20 protein-coding genes are annotated in these 21,161 nt (G+C 69.3%); 5 read left to right on the top strand and 15 right to left on the bottom strand.

Features of this window, described 5'->3' with window-relative positions; genetic code table 11:
* Nucleotides 1-51: 51 nt before the first annotated feature.
* The 3 genes from GXW78_RS08875 to GXW78_RS08865 are packed head-to-tail and all read right to left on the bottom strand — an operon-like array spanning nucleotide 52 to nucleotide 2,719.
* Nucleotides 52-588, bottom strand: coding sequence for a Smr/MutS family protein (locus GXW78_RS08875; protein WP_211867990.1), 537 nt, complete (start codon nucleotides 586-588; stop codon nucleotides 52-54).
* Nucleotides 585-1,292: a LutC/YkgG family protein gene (locus tag GXW78_RS08870; protein WP_211867988.1), complete on the bottom strand. Its 708-nt coding sequence runs from the start codon at nucleotides 1,290-1,292 to the stop codon at nucleotides 585-587. The genes GXW78_RS08875 and GXW78_RS08870 overlap by 4 nt, the downstream gene beginning before the upstream one ends.
* Nucleotides 1,292-2,719 (bottom strand): LutB/LldF family L-lactate oxidation iron-sulfur protein, encoded by a 1,428-nt coding sequence (locus GXW78_RS08865; protein ID WP_211867986.1) that lies wholly within the window; start codon nucleotides 2,717-2,719, stop codon nucleotides 1,292-1,294. Before GXW78_RS08865 ends, GXW78_RS08870 begins: the two co-directional genes overlap by 1 nt.
* Before the next feature lie 139 nt (nucleotides 2,720-2,858).
* Between GXW78_RS08865 and GXW78_RS08860 the strand changes: the two genes are divergently transcribed.
* The 3 genes from GXW78_RS08860 (at nucleotide 2,859) to GXW78_RS08850 (ending at nucleotide 4,674) form a co-directional block, all read left to right on the top strand.
* A complete protein-coding gene (locus GXW78_RS08860; protein ID WP_211867984.1) occupies nucleotides 2,859-3,224 on the top strand; it encodes a hypothetical protein in 366 nt (121 codons plus the stop codon).
* Complete coding sequence (locus GXW78_RS08855) at nucleotides 3,221-4,063, top strand: alpha/beta fold hydrolase (protein WP_211867982.1); 843 nt, start codon at nucleotides 3,221-3,223, stop codon at nucleotides 4,061-4,063. The genes GXW78_RS08860 and GXW78_RS08855 overlap by 4 nt, the downstream gene beginning before the upstream one ends.
* Before the next feature lie 101 nt (nucleotides 4,064-4,164).
* Nucleotides 4,165-4,674 carry a fasciclin domain-containing protein gene (locus tag GXW78_RS08850; RefSeq protein ID WP_211867980.1) on the top strand — a complete coding sequence of 170 codons (510 nt, stop codon included), beginning with the start codon at nucleotides 4,165-4,167 and terminating at the stop codon, nucleotides 4,672-4,674.
* A 338-nt stretch (nucleotides 4,675-5,012) separates the two neighbouring features.
* On the opposite strand, the gene GXW78_RS08845 is transcribed toward GXW78_RS08850, so the two are convergent.
* Both GXW78_RS08845 and GXW78_RS08840 read right to left on the bottom strand, forming a co-directional pair.
* Complete coding sequence (locus GXW78_RS08845) at nucleotides 5,013-6,359, bottom strand: LLM class flavin-dependent oxidoreductase (protein ID WP_211867978.1); 1,347 nt, start codon at nucleotides 6,357-6,359, stop codon at nucleotides 5,013-5,015.
* Nucleotides 6,360-6,622: 263 nt separating this feature from the next.
* Entirely contained in the window at nucleotides 6,623-7,276 is a 654-nt protein-coding gene (locus GXW78_RS08840; RefSeq protein ID WP_211867976.1) for a TetR/AcrR family transcriptional regulator, read from the bottom strand.
* Between the two features lie 7 nt (nucleotides 7,277-7,283).
* Here GXW78_RS08840 and GXW78_RS08835 point away from each other — a divergent pair, with 7 nt between their 5' ends.
* Nucleotides 7,284-7,502: a hypothetical protein gene (locus GXW78_RS08835; RefSeq protein WP_211867975.1), complete on the top strand. Its 219-nt coding sequence runs from the start codon at nucleotides 7,284-7,286 to the stop codon at nucleotides 7,500-7,502.
* Nucleotides 7,503-7,545: 43 nt separating this feature from the next.
* On the opposite strand, the gene GXW78_RS08830 is transcribed toward GXW78_RS08835, so the two are convergent.
* The 6 genes from GXW78_RS08830 to GXW78_RS08805 form a co-directional block, all read right to left on the bottom strand.
* Nucleotides 7,546-8,451, bottom strand: coding sequence for a DMT family transporter (locus GXW78_RS08830; protein ID WP_211867974.1), 906 nt, complete (start codon nucleotides 8,449-8,451; stop codon nucleotides 7,546-7,548).
* Nucleotides 8,451-9,608: a mandelate racemase/muconate lactonizing enzyme family protein gene (locus GXW78_RS08825; RefSeq protein WP_211867973.1), complete on the bottom strand. Its 1,158-nt coding sequence runs from the start codon at nucleotides 9,606-9,608 to the stop codon at nucleotides 8,451-8,453. Before GXW78_RS08825 ends, GXW78_RS08830 begins: the two co-directional genes overlap by 1 nt.
* Nucleotides 9,605-10,579, bottom strand: a complete 975-nt coding sequence (locus GXW78_RS08820; RefSeq protein ID WP_211867972.1) for a Bug family tripartite tricarboxylate transporter substrate binding protein — start codon at nucleotides 10,577-10,579, stop codon at nucleotides 9,605-9,607. The genes GXW78_RS08825 and GXW78_RS08820 overlap by 4 nt, the downstream gene beginning before the upstream one ends.
* 70 nt (nucleotides 10,580-10,649) lie before the next feature.
* Complete coding sequence (locus tag GXW78_RS08815; RefSeq protein ID WP_211867971.1) at nucleotides 10,650-11,633, bottom strand: Bug family tripartite tricarboxylate transporter substrate binding protein; 984 nt, start codon at nucleotides 11,631-11,633, stop codon at nucleotides 10,650-10,652.
* A gap of 161 nt (nucleotides 11,634-11,794) precedes the next feature.
* Nucleotides 11,795-12,775, bottom strand: a complete 981-nt coding sequence (locus tag GXW78_RS08810) for a Bug family tripartite tricarboxylate transporter substrate binding protein (RefSeq protein WP_211867970.1) — start codon at nucleotides 12,773-12,775, stop codon at nucleotides 11,795-11,797.
* A gap of 254 nt (nucleotides 12,776-13,029) precedes the next feature.
* Nucleotides 13,030-13,428: a hypothetical protein gene (locus tag GXW78_RS08805; protein WP_211867968.1), complete on the bottom strand. Its 399-nt coding sequence runs from the start codon at nucleotides 13,426-13,428 to the stop codon at nucleotides 13,030-13,032.
* Nucleotides 13,429-13,587: 159 nt separating this feature from the next.
* Here GXW78_RS08805 and GXW78_RS08800 point away from each other — a divergent pair, with 159 nt between their 5' ends.
* On the top strand, nucleotides 13,588-14,325 hold the full coding sequence (locus tag GXW78_RS08800; RefSeq protein ID WP_211867966.1) for a DUF805 domain-containing protein: 738 nt from the start codon (nucleotides 13,588-13,590) through the stop codon (nucleotides 14,323-14,325).
* Here the strand turns inward: GXW78_RS08800 and GXW78_RS08795 are convergent, their stop codons facing one another.
* The 4 genes from GXW78_RS08795 to GXW78_RS08780 form a co-directional block, all read right to left on the bottom strand.
* Nucleotides 14,326-15,720: an amidase family protein gene (locus GXW78_RS08795; RefSeq protein ID WP_211867964.1), complete on the bottom strand. Its 1,395-nt coding sequence runs from the start codon at nucleotides 15,718-15,720 to the stop codon at nucleotides 14,326-14,328.
* 140 nt (nucleotides 15,721-15,860) lie between these two features.
* Complete coding sequence (locus tag GXW78_RS08790; protein WP_211867962.1) at nucleotides 15,861-17,717, bottom strand: ABC transporter ATP-binding protein; 1,857 nt, start codon at nucleotides 17,715-17,717, stop codon at nucleotides 15,861-15,863.
* 47 nt (nucleotides 17,718-17,764) lie between these two features.
* Entirely contained in the window at nucleotides 17,765-19,855 is a 2,091-nt protein-coding gene (katE, locus tag GXW78_RS08785) for a catalase (RefSeq protein WP_211867959.1), read from the bottom strand.
* Nucleotides 19,856-19,985: 130 nt separating this feature from the next.
* The gene (locus GXW78_RS08780; protein WP_211867957.1) at nucleotides 19,986-21,158 is read right to left on the bottom strand and encodes an acyl-CoA dehydrogenase family protein; all 1,173 of its coding nucleotides are present in this window, start codon (nucleotides 21,156-21,158) and stop codon (nucleotides 19,986-19,988) included.
* Nucleotides 21,159-21,161: the final 3 nt, after the last annotated feature.

Here is a 21,161-nt window from a genome sequence, read left to right as displayed (position 1 = left end):
GGCCAATGCCGTCGCTCGCCCTCCTGGCGCCCTTGGCGGCGACGGTGGTTGCTACCGCCGCCGTCGCAGCAGCAGGTGCACCGATCCGGTATTCGCCCGATGCGGATGCGCGGCCCCCAGGATGATTCGGCGCAAGTCCGGCGCATTCAGCCAGTGCGGCAATTCGCGCCGCAACACACCGCCCTCAGTGGTCGAACCGCGTCCCGTGATGACTGACACGCAACGGACCCCGTCGGCATAGGCCTCGGCCAGGAAGGCGTGGACCGCCGCATGCGCCTCCTGCGCCCGGCGTCCGTGCAGGTCGATGGTGCGTTCCGGCCTGATCCTGCCGCGCCGCAGGTCGCGCCACCGGCGGTCGTCCAGGCCGGCGGGCGGCGCGTTCACCGCGATGTCGGGCGGCGGTGTCCAGCGCGGCGAAGGGGGGGACGGCGCCAGGCTGGCAGCGGCGGGAAGCGCCGGCGGGGCTGCCACCGGCGCGGCCACCTCCGGCGGCAGTTCCCGGCCGGGCAGCGGCACGATCTCGGCCGCGAAGGCGCGCCACAGGGCGCGGTCCGCCTCGGACAGGCCTCGCAGGCGTCGACGTGTCATGCGCCGGGCAGGGCGGCGGGATCGTCGTCCAGCAGGATGATGTGCAGCCGCCGCGGCCCATGGGCACCGAGTTCCAGCGTCTGCTCGATATCCGCGCTGCGCGAGGGACCAGTCACCAGCATCACGTTGCGCGGCATGAAGCCGCCGGTGATCGGGTCGGTGCGCTCACGCCGCAGCGTGTCCCATGCTTCCTCGTAGGCCCCGTGGATGCGGGAGGTGCGGAGCACGACGATCTCCGTTTCCGCCAGAACGTTGAGCGTCGTCGGCCGCGCGGGATCGGAGGGCAGCATCAGCGTGCCGGTCTCTGCGATCGCGGCATAGCCGTGCTGCACCGAAACGGCGTCGGTCGCTTCCGCGCGCCGCGCCTCGACGTCCAGCAGCGGCTTGCCGGCCCAGGGCAGCGCCTGAAGTTCCGGGTGCGGCGCCATGACGACGCGCGGCGGCAGGTTCTGCGACGCGAGATACTCCGCGACCGCGGCCGGGATATCGGCGGCGTCGGTCACGCGATCGACGGTGCCGAACTCCTTCTCGACGTTGTGGATGAACAGCGCGACCTGCTCGGGACGCGGCACACGGGACCGCGCCGGGATCAGGTGGCGCGGGTGGGTCGCAAGGCGTCCGTCCAGCATGGCGCGCTGGTCGGCCGGCAACGGTCCGCGCCGCAGGCCGCGGCGGATGGAAGCGAGGATGGCGTCCTTGGTCATCAGCGGCCCCGCTGCATCTTTGCGTAGCGCGCCATGAAGGTGCCGCCCGGTTCCGGCGCCGGCAGGTCGCGCCCTGCCGTCCAGCCGCCGGCGAGCGGCAGCGACGTGAACGCCCCTTTGCCGCGCGAAAGCCAGGACAGCGCGGCCATCGCGGTGCGGGTCACCGCGCGATACAGCCCCGGCCGCTTCGCGAACCACGCCCAGAGACCAAGGTTGCGCCGCACCGCGCGCGGCGTCAGGTGGCGCTCGAATTCCCGTTCCCGCCAATGGCGCATCAGTCCCGGCAGCGGGATCTTCACGGGGCACACGCTCTCGCACTTGCCGCAGAAGGTGGAGGCGTTCGGCAGCAGCGCAGTCTTGTCGATGCCGACCAGCGAAGGTGTCAGCACCGATCCCATCGGGCCCGGATAGACCCAGCCATAGGCGTGCCCGCCCGTAACCCCATAGACCGGGCAGTGGTTCATGCAGGCCGCGCAGCGGATGCAGCGGAGCATCTCCTGGAAGTCCGACCCGATCATGTTGGAACGGCCGTTGTCGATGAGGACGACGTGGTACTCCTCCGGCCCATCCAGGTCGGCGGGCCGCCGTGCCCCGGTGCTGAAGGTCGTGTAGACGGAGAAATCCTGGCCCGTCGCCGACCGCGCGAGCAGCCGCAGCAGGGACGTCGCGTCTTCCAGCGTCGGCACGACCTTCTCGATCGATGCCAGCGCGATGTGCACGCGCGGCAGGGTCTGCGTCAGATCGCCATTGCCCTCATTGGTAACGATGACGGAGGAGCCCGTCTCCGCGATCAGGAAGTTCGCACCCGTGATGCCGACATCGGCGGCGAGGAACCTCGATCGCAGCTTGGTGCGCGCCTCCGCCAGGATGTCGCGCCGTTCATTGAACACGCGGTTCGGGTCGAGGTCCGTGTGCATCCGGCGGAAATCAGCCTCCCAATCCTCGCGGTTCAGGTGGAAGGCCGGGGCGATGATGTGCGACGGATGCTCGCGCCGAAGCTGGATGATGTATTCGCCAAGGTCGGTCTCGACCGGCGTGATGCCATGCTTCTCCAGATGGTCGTTGACCGCGATCTCCTCGGAGATCATCGACTTGCCCTTGGTGACGGTCTTCGCGCCGGCATTGCGGCAGATCTCGAGCACCGCCGCGCGCGCATCCTCGGCAGTCGAGCACCAATGCACCGTGCCGCCGGCGCGTTCGACATTCGCCGCGAAGGTCTCGAGGTAGAAATCGAGATTGGCGATGGTGTGGTTCTTGATGTCCCGGCCGATGTCCCGAAGCTGCTCGAATTCCGGCAGGCGCGAGACCGCCTCGGCCCGGCGCTGGAGGAACGCGCCCTTGGCCTTGCCGAGCGCCTTCTGCAGCCCCGGATCGGACAGGGCGCGCGCGGCGTTCTCCTTGAAGGCGGGGGAGGTGATCTCGACCACGGGCGTCCTCGGACAGGCTGGCCGTCCCGTTTAGCCGGAATCCCGCGCGAAGGGCAGGGTTTGACCCCGGCGACCCACGGTCTAGCCTGGTCCGAAACGATAGGGGAAACGCCATGCGCCGATCAGGGGCGACGCGCCCATGAACTTCGCCGCCTTGCCTGCCCGGGCCGCCGCCGCGCCGGGCCTCGCACGGTGGGGACGGCATCTGACCGCCCAGGTGCTGGTCGATGCCGGCGATCAGGCTGTCATCCTTGCGATCCGCGACGGCATGCTGGTCAGTGCCGGCCCCGCCCCGTCGCTGATGCCCCGTTTCGACCTGGCGCTGCGATTCGCGCCTGACGGCTTGGTGCGCTTCCTGGCGAACCCGCCCCCACCGGGCTGGCACGACCTGATGGCACTGATGCGCCACGGCGCCCTGCGGGTGGAGGGCGACCTCCAGCCCTTCATGGCGCATCTGTTCTGGTTCAAGGGCCTGTTCGCCCTGTTGCGGGAGGATGCGGCGTGATCGAGCCCATCATCGGCCGCTACCTGCGGCTCGATCTCGAGGGTCGGACGCACCGGCTCTACGTCGAGGAAGCCGGCCAGGGCGTGCCGCTGCTGCTGCTCCACACCGCCGGCTCCGATGGGCGGCAGTGGCGGCACCTGATGAACGACGCGGCGGTGACCAACCACTTCCGCTGCATCGCCTTCGACATGCCCTGGCACGGCAAATCCTCCCCGCCCGAGGGCTGGCAGGATGGAGAGTATCGCCTGACCACCGCCGCCTATACCGGCATGGCACTCGCCGTCGCGGCCGCGCTGAGCCTCGACCGGCCCGTGGTGATGGGCTGTTCGATCGGCGGGCGAATCGTGCTGGATCTCGCCGCCGAGCACGCAAGCGCCGTCCGCGGCGTGATCGGCCTGCAATCCTCCGCCTTCGTCGCGCCGTACTACGACACGGAATGGCTGCATCATCCCCATGCCCATGGCGGGGAGGTCTGCGCGGCCGTGGTGTCCGGCCTGATCGCGCCCTCGGCACCCGACAGGGACCGCTGGGAGACGCTGTGGCACTACATGCAGGGCGGGCCCGGCGTCTTCCGGGGCGACCTTCACTTCTACAAGGGCGAGGGCGACCTGCGGCCGAAGCTGGCCCGCATCGACACCGCCCGCTGCCCGGTCGTGCTGCTGACCGGCGAGTACGACTATTCCTGCCGGCCCGAGGACACGCTTGCCACCGCGGCCGCCATACCCGGCGCCGAGGCGTTGATCATGAAGGGCCTCGGCCACTTCCCGATGAGCGAGGACTACGCTGCCCTTCGCCCGCAACTTCTGGCGGTGCTCCGCCGTTTCGCGGGCATCCCATGACCGGCCCCTCGCTCGGGGCTTGCCCTCAGCCCCCCGGGGCGCGAAAAGGCCGCGCCCCGCATGCGGGCCCCGATTCGCCCCGTCAACAAGGAGATGCGCCGGTGATCACGCGCCGTTCTTTCTTCGCCGCCGGCGGCGGAGCCCTGGTCCTGGCCGGCTGCGCCGGTGAGCCGGTCACGGCCGATGGCCGTTTCCCCATCATGGATGTGCTCGGGATCCTGCCCGAGGTCTCCGACTTCCGGTCGGCACTGCGCAGCGCCGGGCTGAATGAACTGCTGTCGGGCCCCGGGCCCTTCACCGTCTTCGCCCCGACCAACCTGGCGTGGTCCCAGGCGCCGGCCAGCTTCCGCGACGGCGGGGCGAACTCGCTCCGCAGCCTGATCGCCGGCGGCCGCCTGCGCCTGCCGGACATCACCGCGCGCGACGGCCGGGTCCGCACGCTGAGCGGCATGGAGATCCGGATCGTCGGCGGCTCGCCGACCGAGCCCCGGATCCAGGCAGCCCGCCTGGGCGCCCAGCCCTCCGGCGCCTCGGCGACCGTCGTGCGGTCGAACCTGCTCTGCTCGAACGGCGTGATTCACGTCGTCGGCGGGGTGCTCATCCCGGCGTAAAGGCGGGAGGAACTGGTCTTCGGCTCATGCGGCCGACCCGGCCAGGTCCAGGCGTCTGAGATCGGAGGGGCCCTGCCCCTCCGAACCACCCCGCCAGGTGCTTGGAGCACCTGGACCGCACTCTTTTGGTGCCGGGCATCACCGGCTCATTGACCCCTCCAGGCGCGTGTGGCGCGCAAGAGCGGGTCCGGGCATCCATTCCGGCATCGACGCACAACGCCAGGTCGAGGTTTGCAAAGGCCCTTCGGCCTTTGCTGGGGTGGCTTGGAGGGGCAAAGCCCCTCCAATCTCCAGGAACTGCTCCGGAACCTCGGCGCCGCTGGCGTTGCCGGACTCCACTACTCCGCAGCCCGCGCCGCCTTGGCAAAGAACCGGTTCTCAGGCCGGGGTAGCCCGAGATGATCGCGCAGGGTCGTTCCTTCGTATTCCGTGCGGAACAGGCCGCGGCGCTGCAGTTCCGGCACGACGCGTTCGACGAACTCGTCGAGACCCGCCGGGACGTGCGGGAACATGACGTTGAAGCCGTCGCAGGCGCGGGTCTCCAGCCATTCCTCCATGGTGTCGGCGATCGTCGCCGGCGTGCCGACGATCGCCGCGCCGGCATAACCGCCGAGACGCTGGGCGAGCTGCCGGACCGCCAGCCCGTCCCGCTGCGCGAGTGCGATGGCCCGCTCCCGACCGCTCTTGCTGTGTTCCGTCTCCGGGATCGGCGGCAGGGGGCCGTCGGGATCGAAGGCGCGCGCATCTACGCCGAGCGCGATGGAAAGCGACCCGATGGCGCTGTCGTAGTGCACCAGGCTGTCCAGATGGGCGCGCTTTGCCTTCGCTTCCTCGACCGTGTCGCCTATGACGACCAACGCGCCGGGCAGGATCTTGATGCCGTCCGGGTCGCGCCCGAGACGTGCCGCCCTGCCCTTCACATCGGCGTAGAAGGCCTGTGCGTCCGCGATGGGACCGCCGGCGGCAAAGACCATCTCCGCCGTTTCCGCGGCCAGTTGCCGCCCGGCATCCGACGCGCCGGCCTGCACGATGACCGGCCAGCCCTGCACCGGCCGCGCCACGTTCAGGGGCCCGCGAACGGACAGTTCTTCGCCCACATGGTCCAGCACATGCATCTTGGCGGGGTCCCAGAAGATGCCGCTGTCGACGTCGCGGATGAAGGCATCGTCGGCGAAGCTGTCCCATAGGCCGGTCACGACCTCGTAGAACTCGCGGGCCCGCTTGTAGCGCTCGCCATGGGCCATATGCGCGTCATGGCCGAAATTCTGCGCCGCATCGGGGTTCGCCGTGGTCACCACATTCCACCCCGCCCGCCCGTTCGAAATGTGGTCGAGCGAAGCGAATTTCCGGGCCACGTGATACGGGTCGTTATAGGTGGTGGAGGCCGTGGCGATCAGCCCGATGCGGTCCGTCACCGCGGCCAGCGCCGGCAGTAGCGTCAGCGGATCGAAGGAGGTGACGGTGTGGCTCCGCCGTAGCGCCTCGATCGGCATGTTCAGCAGGGCCAGGTGGTCGGCCATGAAGAAGGCGTCGAACTTGCCGGCCTCCAGCCGCTGGATCAGGTACTTCAGGCGCGGGAAGCTGAAATTCGCCTCGGGCCAGGCGCCGGGATAGCGCCAGCCGCCGGTATGGATCGTCACGGGCCGCATGAAGGCGCCCAGATGCAGGCGGCGTCGGCTGGACATGGTGATGCTCCTGTTCAGGCGCCGCGCCAGGGGTCGCAACGCCGGCACTGGCCGTGAGGCCCTTGCGGCAGGAGGTAGGGCGGCGTGCCCGGCCGGCAATGGGATGCAATGTCCGGCGCCCTTTCAGGCGCTTCAGCCCAAGGATCGTTCTCTTATCCGCGGATCTCGCGCCAAGGACTTCCAACCGTCTGCCGCCGCGATCGGGACCGGGCTATCAGGCTCTGATGCCCTTCGCGGGGCGCGTCATCGGAGGGCAATGGGTATCAGGGCGCGTCCGGCGCCTGTCTCGCCGGCGCCAGGATGCCGCCGAGCACCATGTCGCAGAAGTACAGCGCGATATCCGGCGCAGTAAGCACCCCCTTGGGGTCGTACCAGCGCGGCATCCAGTTCAGCGCGCCGATGATCATGCGGCCGGCGACCGGCACGTCGAGCTTACCGAACTCCCCGGCGGCGACGCCGGCTTCAAGGATCTCGCGCACCAGGCCTTCGTAGCGGTCGCGCCAGTCGATGCGCTCGCGCCGCGTCTGTGACTTCGGATCGCGCCAGAAGCTGATGGCCGACGCGATCCAGGCCCAGCGATGACGTTCGAAGAACTGCGCGGTGCCGCCGACCAGCCGGCGCAGGCGCTCGGTGGCGGCGAGCGACGGATCGTCATGCTTCGCGACGTCGAGGTACAGCGCCTTGGTGATGCCCATGGCGAGCGGCCGCAGCAGCGAATCCTTGTCCGGGAAGTAGTGGTATAGAGTCGCCTTGGAGATCCCGCATTCCTGCGCGATGTCGCGCATCGACACGCCGTCGAAGCCGCGCTGCGCGAACAGCCGGCACGCCACCTCGAAGATCTGCAGGATGCGGCCCTGCACCGGCTGCGAATAGCCGCCGGATTCGAGGATCTCGATCAGGTCCTCGAACTGCGTCATCGCGGCCGTGCGCTGGCGCGGCGGGGCTGCGCCGGCGCTGCTCACGGACGAGGCCGCGGGCTTCACCCCCCGGCGCGGCTTCGGTGCGGTGCTCGGCACCCAGTTCCTCCGGTATCTCGACGCCGGGCGGCGTCGGGCCATCCTCTCATGCTGGACGGATGCGGCAAGCGGCTTCGAGGTCCACCGTACCATCTGGCAACGACAGGCACCGATTCCAGCAAACTGACGTGGTGGATGGGCTGTGGACCGGTGTTGCTTGCAAGGGGCGCTCACCGCCCCAGCAGCACCAGCACCACCCCCGCGACAACCGTCAGCGCCCCGATGATGTCGCTGCGCCGCATCCGCTCATGCAGGAAGAAGCGGCTGAACAGCAACGTGAACAGGATCTCCACCTGCCCCACCGCGCGAACCAGCGCAACCGGGGCATACGCAAAGCCGGTGAACCAGCAGGCCGAACCGCAGGCCGACAGCGCACCCACCTGCGCCGAGGACCGCCAGGTGCGGAACAACGCGGGGATGGAGGATCGTTCACGTGCGACCAGCCAGCCGCCCTGCATCACCGTCTGCAGCATGTTGATGACGACGAGGGTTTCCAGCGCGCGCAGCGTCGGGTCAGGGCCGTCCAGTGTCTGCGTCGCCTCGCGGATCGCCAGGGCGCAGAGGGCGAAGGCGAGGCCCGCGCTGAGGCCGAGGATCGCCGCCGGCTGCACCGTCGCCGCGGCGACCTCGCGCAGGGAGGCGACACGCCCCGCGAGCGAGAGATACAGCGTGCCCGTCACCGAGACCGCGATGCCGAGCCAGGCGAGCGGCGAGAAAGATTCACCCAGGAAGATCAGCGCGATGAAGGCGGCCTGCACGGCCTCGGTCTTGGAATAAGCGGTGCCGACCGCGAAGCCGCGATGGCCGAAGGACATGATCAACAGGTTGGTCCCGATGATCTGCCCGAGCCCGCCCAGCACGCAGTAGAACAGGTAGAGCCAGGACGGCGAGGACAGGCTGCCGCCGATCAGGGACAGGTACAGCACCACGAACAACGCGCCGACCGGCACGCCGTACAGGTACCGCACCACGGCGGCGGCATTCACGGAAAGCTGCCCGCGCAGCTTCTGCTGAAGGGCCGTCCGCCAGGTCTGGAACAGACCGGCGAACAGCGTCGCGACGACCCAGGTCGGCATCAGCCCAGCCGCGGATCCAGCCAGGGCTTGGGCATGGGTTGCCAGGGCGTCAGCCGCGCCCCGGCATCGTCCATCGCGTTGCCGAGGCCGGGCGTGGCGGGCAGCGTCGCCGTGCCGCGCGCGAAGCGCAGGTCGTGACCGCCGACGAGGGTGAAGAAGCGCTCCGTCTCGCCGAACTGAACCTCGAGCGGCAACAAGTTCGGGATCGTCGCACAGAGATGCACCGAATGCGCGTGGCAGACCGGGCCGGTCGGGTTGTGCGGCGCGATTTCCACGCCTGCGGTCTGCGCCAGGGCGGCGATGCGGCGGATCTCCTCATGCCCGCCGGCGTATTTGATGTCGGGCATCAGCACGTCGTAGCAGCCGGCCTCGATGATGGTGCGATAGGCGCCGAGGCCGGCGAGCGACTCCGCCCCCGCGAGGCGCATGCCGCGGTCATTGGCCATGGACCGGACGCGGCGGATATCGGGGTGGTTCGCCTCCGACACGGGACATTCCAGCCAGAACAGGCCGTAGGCCGCGACGTCCTGGACCAGTCGCGCCGCGCCGCCGGGGGAGAAGCGCCAATGCGCATCGACCATGATGTCGATGTCTGCGCCGACCGCTGCGCGCACTGCCGCGATCCGGGCGAGGCCCTGCTGATAGGCCGCCCGCTGCGATGCATCGGCGGCGTCCTCCCACACCAGCGGCTCGAAGGGCGCAAGCTTCACCGCGCGGAAACCGTCGGACACGGCGCGCGTCGCCGCGGCGGCGAAGCCTTCCGGCGTGCGCGGATTGGCGCCGCGATTGATGTTGGCATAGAGCGGGACGGCATCGCGCAGCGCGCCGCCGAGCAATGCGTGGATCGGCTGCCCTGCCTCCTGTCCCGCGAGGTCCCACAGCGCCTGCTCGAAAGCCGAGAGCACGGCATGGGCGACGAGCCCGCCCGGCGCGTGCGGGATCAGCCGCGCCAGCCGGTTCCTCGCCCCTGCATCCTCCCCCACCACGATCGCGGCGAGGCGCGCGGCCTCGGCCTCCAGCAGCGCCTCCTGGTTCGCCAGCGTGCATTCGCCGATGCCGCTGCGCCCGTCATCCGTGCGGACGACCAGGAAGGACCAGTTGGTCTTCGGCGTGACGTTGACGCCAAGGTATTCGACGGCAGTGATGCGCATGGTCATTGGGCCTGGATGTTCGCAGCCTCGGCGAGGTGCTTCCATTTCGCGATGTCGGCGTCGATCCGCGCCTGGAACTCGGCCGGGGTGGAAGCGACGTAGGTGCCGCCCAGCAGCCGCACGCGGTCCTGCAAGGTGGCATTGCCGCGGAGCGCGGCGAGCGCATCCCACAGCTTCTGCCGGATCGGCTCGGGCGTGCCCTTCGGCGCGAGGATGCCGTTCCAGGCGATGGTCTCGAAGCCCGGCAGGCCGCTTTCCGCCACGGTCGGCACCTCCGGCAGGTCGGGGTGGCGCTGCGGCGTGGTGACGGCGAGCAGCTTCATCTCGCCCCGCGCGATGTAGGGCATGACGTTGACCAGATTCGCGAAGGCGACCGGCGCCTCCCCCGAGATCACCGCCTGGGCAAGCTGCGGCGTGCCGCGATAAGGCACGTGCTGGATGTCGAGCCCCGCCTCGTTCTTGAACAGCTCCATCGACATATGCGCCGAGGACCCGACGCCGCCGGATGCGTAGTTCAACTGGCCCGGCCGTGCCTTGATGGCCGCAATCAGCGCGGCGACGTCGTTCACCGGCAGCACGGCCGTGTTCACCACCAGCGCATTCGGCCCGACGACCAGCAGCGCGATGGGGTCGAAGGCGTTGGTCAGGTCATAGGGCAGGTCGCGATAGATCGCCGCGTTGATGCCGTTCGACCCCGCATTGCCGAGCAGGAAGTTGTATCCGTCGGGCGCCGCACGGAAGGCGGCCTCCACGCCGATGCGCCCGCCGGCGCCGCCGCGGTTGTCCGGCACCAGCGGCTGGCCGAGGGAGGCTTCCAGCAGCGGCGCGATCAGTCGCGCCGTCGTGTCGTTCCCGCTGCCCGGCGCGTCCGGCAGGATCAGCCGGATCGGCCGCGTCGGCCAGGCGGGCTGCTGCGCCAGGGCGGCAGGCGCAGCGAAGATGGTCGCGGAAGCGAGAAGCCCGCGGCGTCGGATCATGGCGTTGGTCCTCCAGGGACCCGCGCAAGGTGGCCCGAAGCGGCCCTCGTATCAACGGCCCGGCCGGCGGTCAGCCGGCCTCGACGCTCAGACCCTCGCGGCGGATCACCTCGGCCCATTTGGTGATCTCGCTGCGCACGAAGGCGCCGAACTCGTCGGCGTTGCCGTGCATCGGGAAGCCGCCGAGTTCCGTGAAGCGGCGCTGCGTTTCCGGCAGGGCGATCATCGCCGCGACATCGGCGTTCAGGCTGTTGACGGCGTCGGCGGCGAGACCGGCGGGACCGAACAGGCCGAACCAGGTGTTCACCTCGTAGGTCGCGAGTTCGGGCATCGTCTCGCGCATCGCGGGCACGTCAGGCAGCAGGCTGTTGCGCTCCTTGCTCGTCACCGCCAGGGCGCGGACGGCGCCGGACTGGATGTGGCCGATGATGCCCGTGAGGTTGTCGATCATGAAGGCGACGTTGCCGCCGAGCAGATCGACCTGTGCGGGGGCGGAGCCACGATGCGGCACGTGGATCGCCTCGGTGTTCAGCATCTGGAGCATGAGCACGGGCGAGAGATGGGTGGATTGGCCGACGCCGGTCGAGGCGTAGGGAATGCGTCCCGGCTGGGCACGCAGCAGGGCGGCGAGTTCGGCGACGGTCCGCGCGGGCACATCCTTGTTCACCACCAGCACGTTCGGCCCGGCGATGGTGCCTGCGATCGGCAGGATCTGATCGGGCCGGTAGGGCATGTTGCGGAACAGCGAGTAGGCGATGGCCTGCGGTCCGATATTGCCCAGCATCAGGGTCGTGCCGTCGGGACGCGCGCGGACGAGTTCGAGCGAGCCGATGGTGCCGCCCGCGCCGGTGCGGTTTTCCACGACGACGGGAATGTTCCAGCGGGGATTGAGGAACTGGGCGACGAGCCGCCCCATGATGTCGGTCGTGCCGCCGGCTGCCGCGGGCACGATGATGCGCGTCGGTCCCGGCGGCCGCCAGGATTGCGCGCGGGCGACATGCGGCAAGGCGAGCAACGGCGCAGCGAACACCGCGCGACGGGCAATGGCGACCATCTGATCCTCCCCAGAACATTCGTTACGGGGAGCATGCCGCACGGTGGCATCGGTTGAAAGTCCGCCGAAGGATGGGTGACCCCGACGCACGGTCCCGCCCTGGCGACAGACAGAAAAAGGAGGGGGCCCGGGGGAGTTCCCTCCCCCGGCCTTCCTTCCCGTCAGGTCGCGTCCATCTGCAACCCTTCGCGCCGGATCACGCCGCCCCACTTGTCGATCTCGGCCCGCACGAAGGTCGCGAAATCTTCCGGCGTGCCGGGAGCGGTGCGGCCGCCCATGGTGGTGAAGCGCGCCCCGGTTTCCGGCAGGGCGAGCATTGCCTGCATGTCGGCGTTCACGCTGCGGATGATCTCGGCCGGCGTGCCGGCGGGGACGAACACGCCGAACCAGGTGGACACCTCGTAGGGTGCGAGCACGGGCATGGTCTCGCGGATGGCCGGTACGTCGGGCAGGCCCGGGCTGCGCTCGGCGGTGGTGACGCCGAGAGCGCGCATCCGGCCGCTGCGGATGTGCTCCATCGAGGTGGTGAGGTTGTCGAAGGCGAATTGGACGTTGCCGGCGATGAGGTCGATGACCAGCGGTCCAGCGCCGCGATGGTGAATGGCCTCGGCCTGGGTGCCGGCGAGCTGGTTGAACCAGACGGCCGAGAGGTGCGGCGACTGCCCCATGCCGGAGGTGCCGTAGGTGGCGCGGCCGTTCTCACGCTTCAGCCAGGCGACGAATTCCGGAACGGTCTGCGCCGGGACGGAGGGATGCACGACGAGCACGTTCGGCGCGCGGATGATGTTGGCGACGGCGGCGAGGCTGTCGGGCCGGTATTGCAGGTTGCGGAACAGCGAGTAACCGATCGCCTGGGGCCCGATATTGCCGAGCAGCATGGTGCGGCCGTCGGGCGCGGAGCGGACGACCTCCATCGTGCCGATGGTGCCGCCGGCGCCGGAGCGGTTCTCGACGACCGCGGGCGTGCCCCAGCGGGTTTGCAGGAACTGGCCGGTGAGGCGCGCCATCGCATCGGCGGTGCCGCCTGGCGCGGCGGGTACGATGATCCGCACGGGCTGGCCCGGGCGCCAGTCCTGCGCGCGGGCGGTGGCGGGCAGGAGGGCAGGCAGGGCCAGCGCGGCTCGGCGCGTCAGGACGGTCATCGGCGTTTCCCCTTGTCGTTGAGCCGCAGTATCGCGTGCCTGCGCATGCCCGTCACGTCCAGGGCAATGCGCGCCCGTGGCATCGCCGGGACGTGGCTGGTTCCAACGGGATGACGTTTGCGAGACGCGACCCTGCCGTCGGTCGCGTGGTGCCGAGGAGACCGGACGGGCGCCGGCCTAGCTATGCTCGATGCTGAACCCGCGCCGGGGCGCTCCGCGCGAAAGGCGGGCGCGCCCCGGGCGGGGCGAGGCGATCAGCGTGCAAAGAGTCCCGAATTCGTCACGACGATCCGGCTGGCCGTGCAGATGTCGACACGCCGCAGTTCGGCCGCACCGCCGCCGTTCCAGGTGATCCGGAAGTCGTAGAGGCCGGCGTTGGCCGCACGGGCATTCCACACGCCGCCGGACGGGATCATGCTCTGGCCGAGCTGGTCCGGGCCCCAGTCGTTGCGGCTCGCGTGGCTGTATTGCAGCGAGTAGACCGCGCGCGAGGAATTGTTCACGACCTGGAAGCGCGTGTCGCAGGCCTGCTGCATCGGCACCGGCGCGACGCCGGTCGCCGGCACCGGGACGTAGACAGTCTGAGGGGCGCAGGCCGCGACGGCGGCAGTGCCGAGCAGGGCGGCGAGAGCGGGCAGCAAGCGACGGCGCATATCGAGACAATCTCCCGGGGGGTTGGTGGCGCGCCGGCCGGCTCGCCCTGCGACAATGTCACGGTATGCAACGCAAGTTACGTGGGCAAGATGGCGCGGGCTTGCGCGGTCCCGCGCCGCCATGGTGCTCTGAAGCGCTTCGTCGGAAGGATCGCGGGCATGAGCATCGGACAGTGGTTCAGTTTTCAGGGGCGCATCCGGCGAAAGACGTGGTGGCTCGGCTATGTGCTGGTGTCGATCGCCATCTCCGTCCTCGGCACCGTGCTCGACATCTCGTTCGGCTTCATCTCGCTGGAGGATGCGTCGCCGGCTGATGGCTATGCCTATCAGACGCAGGGGGTCGGGCCGTTCAGCCTCCTGGCGCTCATCCCGCTGATCTGGGGTGGCCTCGCGGGGCAGGTGAAGCGCTGGCATGACCGGGACAAGTCCGGCTGGTTCGTGCTGATCAACTTCATCCCGCTGGTCGGCGCGATCTGGTCCTTCATCGAGTTGGGCTTCCTGCGCGGCACGCCGGGGCCGAACCGCTTCGGGCCGGACCCGCTGGGCGGCGCCGGCGCGGCCCAGTGGCCGCAGGGGCAACCGCCGCAGCAGGCGTGGCAGCAGCCGCCGCAGCAATGGCAGCAGCCCGGCCCGTACCAGCAGCCCCAACAGCAGCCGCCGCAGCCGCAGTGGCAGCCGCCGCCGCAGCAGGGCTGGCAGGCGCCGCCCCAGCAGGGTTGGCAAGGCCAGCCACCGCAGGGCTACCCGCCGCAGCAGAACCCCGGCGCGCCCCCGCCGGGCTACGGGCAGCAGCCTCCGCCGGGCTATGGCCAGCAGCCCCCGCCCGGCTACGGGCACCCGCCGCAGCAGCCGGGCCAATGGCCGAACCCCGGCGGGCCGCCCGTGCGGCGCGACTAATCAGGCCGGATCGACCGGGGCGGGCGGGACGCCGGCCGCCTCGATCAGCGCGCCGGCCTGGAGCAACACATCCTCCCGGTATCGTCCGGCGAGGAGCTGCACGCCCACCGGCACGGTGCCGACCAGTCCGGTCGTCACCACCAGCCCCGGCAGGCCCATCAACGGCACGCCGATCTGCGTGAGCTGCGCTTCCATGATGCGGTGGAACGCCTCGGGGCTTTCGACATCCTCCTGGTCACGGAAGGGCAGCTCGGCCGAGACCGGGGTGATGGCGACGGGGAAGCGTTCGAAGAATTCCATCCATTGCCGGACGAAGGTCGCGCGCTTCTGCAGCCCGTCCATGAAGGCGTTCAGGTCCGGCTGCGGGCACAGCGCCTCCATCTGCGAAAAGACGAAGCTGGCGTCGGGGTCCGCTTCGCGATGCAAAGCGGCGTTCAGGCCGCGGCGCGATTCCGCGAGCCACAGCATCGCCTGAAGGGCGGCGGGTTCGCGCAGCGGCGGGGTGTCGGTCTCCTCGATGGCCCAGCCGGCCGCTTCGAGGCGCCGGGCCGCGTCGCGCAGCGCATCGGCCACGGCGGGCTGCACCGCCAGGCCATCCGGGCTGAGGCACAGCGCGGCGCGCTTCGGCACGGGCGGGCCTTCCATCGGCATGCCGACCCACCAGGGATCGCGGATGTCGCGCGCCGCCATGGCGGCGAAGGCGAGGCGCAGGTCGCCGATGGTTCGCGCGATCGGCCCCGACACCGCCATGAGCTGCCCGCCCGCATGGCGTTCCGCGCCCGACTGGTTCCACGCCGGGATGCGCCCGAGCGTCGGCCGCAGCCCGTGCACGCCGCAGGCATAGGCCGGATAGCGGATGGAGCCGCCGATATCCGTGCCATGCGCGATGGCGCCGATCCCGGCCGCGACGGCCGCAGCGGCCCCGCCCGAGGACCCGCCCGGCGTGATCGACGCATCGCGCGGGTTCTTCGTGTGCCCGTGCAGGGAATTGCGCGTGAACCAGCGCAGCGAGAAAGCCGGGGTGTTGGTCCGCCCCAGGATCACCGCGCCGGCCTTGCGCAGATTGGCGACGACCGGGCTGTCCTCCTGCGCAATCAGATCCTTCTGCAGGCGCAGCCCGTTGGTGGTGGCGTAGCCGGCCTGGTCGGCATTGACCTTGATGGTGGCTGGCACGCCGGCGAGCGGGCCGGGGTCGTCCCCCCGCGCGATCGCCGCATCGATGGCGGCGGCCTGGGCCAGGACGTCCTCGGGCCGATGGTCCACCACCGCGTTGATCGCCGGGTTGACGGCGTCGAGCCGCGCCAGGGCGTCGCGCGCGGCCTCGATCGCGGAGACCTGCCGCGCGCGGATGCGATGGGCCAGCTCAGTGGCTGGAAGACGCCAGAGGTCGGTCATGGGAGGCTCCGTCGATGCCGACGGACATGGTTTCGTGAGCCGTGCACGAGGTCAACGACATCGACGTCCGCTGGCCTCCGCGCTTTGCAACGCCGTGCAGAAGGGGGACCGGAGGTAGGGCGGCGCGCGCCCGTCGCCGCTCAGAGAAACCCGCCCGACTGCCGCTTCCACAGCGCCGCATAGGTGCCGCCGCGGTCGAGCAGCGCCGCATGCGTGCCCTGTTCGACGACCCGCCCGTGCTCGAGCACCACCAGCCGGTCCATGCTGGCGAGGGTCGACAGGCGATGCGCGATCGCGATCACCGTCTTGCCTTCCATCAGCCCGGCGAGCTGCTCCTGGATCGCGGCCTCGACCTCGGAATCGAGCGCGGAGGTCGCTTCATCCAGCACCAGGATCGGCGCGTCCTTCAGCAGGACGCGGGCGATGGCGATGCGCTGGCGCTGGCCGCCGGAGAGCTTCACGCCGCGCTCGCCGACATGCGCCTCATAGCCCGTGCGGCCACGCCAATCGGCGAGCTGTTCGATGAAGCCATCCGCCGCGGCGCGGCGCGCCGCGGCGGCGATCTCCTCCTGCGCCGCGCCGGGCTGGCCGTAGCGGATGTTGTCGCGGATCGAACGATGCAGCAGCGCCGTATCCTGCGTAACGACGCCAACCGCCCCGCGCAGGGATTCCTGCGTGACGGTCGCGATGTCCTGCCCGTCGATCACGATGCGCCCGGCTTCCGGCGAGAAGAACCGCAATAGCAGGTTCATCGCCGTGGTCTTGCCCGCGCCGGAATGGCCAACCAGACCGACGCGCTCGCCCGGCGCGATCGCCAGGTCGAAGCCGTTCAGTACGCCGCGTTCCTGGCCATAGCCGAAATGCACATCCTCGAAGCGGATCTCGCCGCGCCTGACGACCAGCGGCGTCGCGCCAACCGGGTCGGGCGCCGTCGGCGGCACCGCGATGCTGCCCGTCGCCTCCTGCACCACGCCGACATTCTCGAAGATGCCGGTGACGTTGAACGCCACCCAGCCCGAGATGTTGGCGATCTGCCAGCCCATCGGCAGCGCTGCGGCCACGGTGCCGAGACCGATCTCGCCCGCCTGCCACAACAGGATCGACACGACGCCGAGCGAGGTCAGCATCAGCGCATTCAGGGTGGACAGCAGCAGGCCGTTCAGCGTGATCAGGCGCATCTGGCGGCGGAATGCCTCGGTCAGCCGCGCGACGCCGTCGCGGATGAAGCTGTCCTCCTCCTCCGCCCGCGCGAACAGCTTCACGGTCAGGATGTTGGTGTAGCTGTCGACGATCCGGCCAGTCAGCAGCGACCGCTCGGCGGAAGCGGCCTTCGACCGGTCCCGCAGGCGCGGCACCAGGAAGCGAAGCAGGGTGATGTAGGCGACGAACCAGACGATGACCGGCAATGCCAGGCGTACATCAGCCTGGGTCAGCCAGATCACCGCCGTGCTGCCGTAGACGATGATGTACCAGACGGCGTTCACGCCCTGCACGACGCTCTCGCGTAGCGCCGGCGCAGCCTGCATCACGCGGTTGGCGATGCGGCCGGCGAAATCCTCCTGGAAGAAGGCCCAGCCCTGGCGGACGACGTGGAAATGGCCCTGCCAGCGGATCATGCTGGTGAAGTTCGCGCTGATGCCCTGCTGCGCGACCAGGTTCTGCGCGGTGATGACCAGCGGTCGGCCGATCAGCAGCACCGCCGCCATGCCGGCAAGCTGCGGCCAGGCCTCCGTCAGCAGCCGGTCCGGCCCGTGCTGCGACAACAGGCCGATGACGGTGCCGATGAAGATCGGGATCAGCGCATCGAGCACCGCAACGGCCATGCCGAGGAGGAACAGCAGCAGGAACAGCGCCTTCGCCTGCCGGATGAAGTACCAGTAGAAGGCGACCAGGTTGCCGGGCGGCGGGGCGTCGGGCACCGCCGTGCCGAGGAGGCGACTGGCCTTTCGCCCGGGCGGGGCGACCGGATCGATGATCGTTTCGAAGGGGAGCGCCATGCGCCCCCCTTCGACGCCCGCCGGTCGCATAAGTCAACCGGCGAGGGTCATCCGAGCAGCCGTTGCTCCCGTGGCCAGAAGCGAAGCTTCCGGCAGGCAGCCAAGAAGGCGTCGGCAGCCTCCTTGCCATCCAGGGCGATGGTGCCCTCATCCTCCTCGGCGCCGCTGCGGTTCATCAGCGTCCGCGCGGCCGGCGTGAAGGCGATGATCTTGCAATGGCGGAATGCGTCCGCGGCGAAATCCCGGGCTGCCGGGTGCTTCATGTCCTCGGCGAGCAGGAGGGCGACGGCGTCGAACAGCACCGACGGCCCGCCCTCGACCGTGTGGTCGGCGTCGGCGACGCTGCCATCCGACAACGTCGTGCCGCCGAGATGCGGAGCGACGATCTCTACCGTCGCGCCGGCCGCTGCGGAGGCTTGGCGCAGTGCCGTGATCAGCCCGGCATCGGACCCCGGGCCGATCAGGATGCCAAGCTTGCGCCCCGCAAAGCTGTCCGGCGCGTTCTTCAGGATGCTGAGCGCGGGGGAGAGCGCCAGGTCGTCGCGCGGCTCGACGGCGGCGTCCGCGGGCTTCGGCATGCGTGCCACGCCCAGGGCCTCACCCACCTTCGCCGCGAGCGAATCGTCGATCCGCAGGAGGTGGGACAGCATGCGCTCCCGGATTGCTCCCGTTTGCACCTTCGACAGCTCGAAGCCGAGCGCCATCGCGATGTGTGACTGTTCCGTCGGTGTCTGGCTGCGATAGAACAGCCGCGCTTGGCTATAGTGGTCGGCGAAGCTCTCCGGCCGCAGCCGCACCTTCGATCCGGCTTCGTCGGCAGCAAAGGACCTGAAGCCGGTGGTGGGGGCCTCCCGCGGGCCGGCGCCCCAGGAATTGGGCTGGTAGTTCGCGCGCCCGACGGGGTTGCGCATCGCCATGTGCCCGTCCTGCTGGAAATGGTGGAACGGGCATTTCGGCGCGTTGATAGGCAGATGCGTGAAGTTCGTGCTGCCGAGCCGCTTGAGCTGCGTGTCGAGGTAGGAGAAGTTCCGCCCCTGCAGCAGCGGGTCGTTCGAGAAATCGACGCCCGGCGGCACGTTCTGCGTCATGAAGGCGACCTGTTCGGTCTCCGCGAACAGATTGTCCGGCATGCGGTCGAGTACGAGGCGTCCGACCGGTATGGGTGGAAGGACTTCCTCGGGGATCAGCTTCGTCGGGTCCAGCACGTCGAACTCGAAGGCATCGGCGAAAGCCTGGTCGAAAAGCTGCACGCACAGTTCCCATTCGGGGAAGTCGCCGGACTGGATCGCGTTCCACAGGTCCCGGCGATGGAAGTCCGGATCGGCGCCGTTGATCTTCACCGCCTCATTCCAAACGACCGACTGCATGCCGAGCTTCGGTTTCCAGATGAACTTCACGAAGGTCGACTGATCCTTCGCGTCCAGGAAGCGGAAGGTGTGGACGCCGAAACCCTCCATGAAGCGGAAGGAACGCGGTATCGCGCGATCCGACATCGCCCACATGATCATGTGCATGGATTCCGGGGTCAGCGAGATGAAGTCCCAGAAATTGTCATGCGCGGCGGTTGCCTGCGGGAAGCCGCGATCGGGTTCCTCCTTCACCGAATGAACCAGGTCGGGGAACTTGATCGCATCCTGGATGAAGAAGACCGGGATGTTGTTGCCGACGATGTCCCAGTTGCCTTCCTTCGTGTAGAGCTTGACGGCGAAGCCGCGCACATCGCGCGCGAGATCCGCCGAACCCTTGGCCCCAACCACCGTCGAGAACCGGACGAAGGCCGGCGTCTTCTCCCCGGCGCGCTGGAAGATGTCGGCGCGCGTGACGTCGGACAGCGATTTGTAGGTTTCGAAGAAGCCGTGGGCGCCGTAGCCGCGCGCGTGCACCACGCGCTCCGGGATCCGTTCGTGGTCGAAGTGGAACAGCTTCTCGCGGAGATGGAAGTCTTCCATCAGCGTCGGGCCGCGGCCACCGACCTTCAGTGAGTTCTGGTCGTCGGCAACGGGCACGCCCTGGGCCGTCGTGAGCGGTGGGGTGCCGCCGTCGGCGACCTGGTGCAACTCACCGCCCGCACCGCGGCGAAGCTGCTGGTCGTGGATGCGGGTTGTGTTGCCTTTTCCCGGATTCGGCTTGCTGACCATTGGCTGGCTTCCTTGCGCTGGCTGGCCTGGCGGCAGCGGCACGAAGCTGCTCGCCAACGGCCTTCGGCCACAGCGCATGGACAACCGGAAAGGTTGCGCCGGGCGCTTCCGGAGCGCCCGGCGAGGCCAGCTACCCCGGCAGGCCCAAGACGTTCTTCGACAGGATGTTCCGCTGGATCTCGTTCGACCCGCCATAGATCGTGGCCGGCCGCGCCTGGATGTACTGCCCGGTCGGGTTGAGGTTCCGGTTGCCTTCCATCGGTTCCAGCAACCCGGCATTCTCGCCCGCGATCTCCAGCATCGTGTCGGTGATGCGTTGGAACAGCTCGGTCTGGAACACCTTCAGCATCGAGACATCGGCGCCGAGGGTCTCACCACGGCGCAGCTTGTCCACGAAGGTGCCGTAGAGCGACTTCAAATCTTCGAGGTCCAGGCGCAGGCGGCCATAGGTGTCCTGGAAGGTCGCTTCTTCCCACACGCCCATGCGTTCCGCGAGCTGGCGCAGTCGCGCGAAGGCATAGGCCGACAGGCGCGGCGAGCCGAGATAGATGCGTTCGAAGGACAGCAGCGCCTTCGCCATGTCCCAGCCGCGGTTCGGCGTGCCGACCAGGTTCTTCGCCGGCACCCGCACGTTGTCGAAGAACACCTCGCAGAATTCGTCATGGTATTCGAGGTTGATGATCGGCTTCACCGTGATGCCCGGCGTCGCCATGTCCACCAGCAGGAAGGAGATTCCTTCCTGCTTCTTCGCGTTCTTGTCGGTGCGGACCAGCAGGAAGCACCAGTTGGCGTCGGAGGCGAGCGTGGTCCAGATCTTCTGCCCATTGACGACGTAGTCATCGCCATCGAGCACGGCTTCCGTGCGCAACGCGGCGAGGTCCGACCCGGCATTGGGTTCGGAATAGCCCTGGCACCAGACATGCTCGCCATTGAGGATCTTCGGCAGGAATTCCTGCTGCTGCGCATCCGTGCCGTGGTTGATCAGCAGCGGGCCGACCATGACGATGCCGTGGTCGTTGGTGCGGGCGCAGCCGTGGCGTTCGACTTCCTCGGTGAAGATGATCTGCTTGGCGGGCGCGAGACCAAGGCCACCGAACTGCCGCGGCCAGCCGGGGCAGAGCCAGCCCTTCTCGGCGAGCTTGAAGTACCAGGGCTTGTTCTCGTCCCAGTGCAGGCGCTTCGGCGGGTTGCGCAGCTCGGACGGGTAATTCGCCTCGATCCACTGGCGGACATGGGCGCGGAACGCCTCGTCCTCCATGGCGCTGAGGTCGGCGGTTTCCTTCGGTGCGATGCTGACGGCCATGGT

The organism is Neoroseomonas terrae (assembly GCF_018129025.1).
In the GTDB taxonomy this organism is placed as follows: Bacteria; Pseudomonadota; Alphaproteobacteria; order Acetobacterales; family Acetobacteraceae; genus Neoroseomonas; species Neoroseomonas terrae.
The sequence above is the reverse complement of the archived record's forward strand: the minus strand, read 5'-3'. Positions and strand labels throughout refer to the sequence as shown.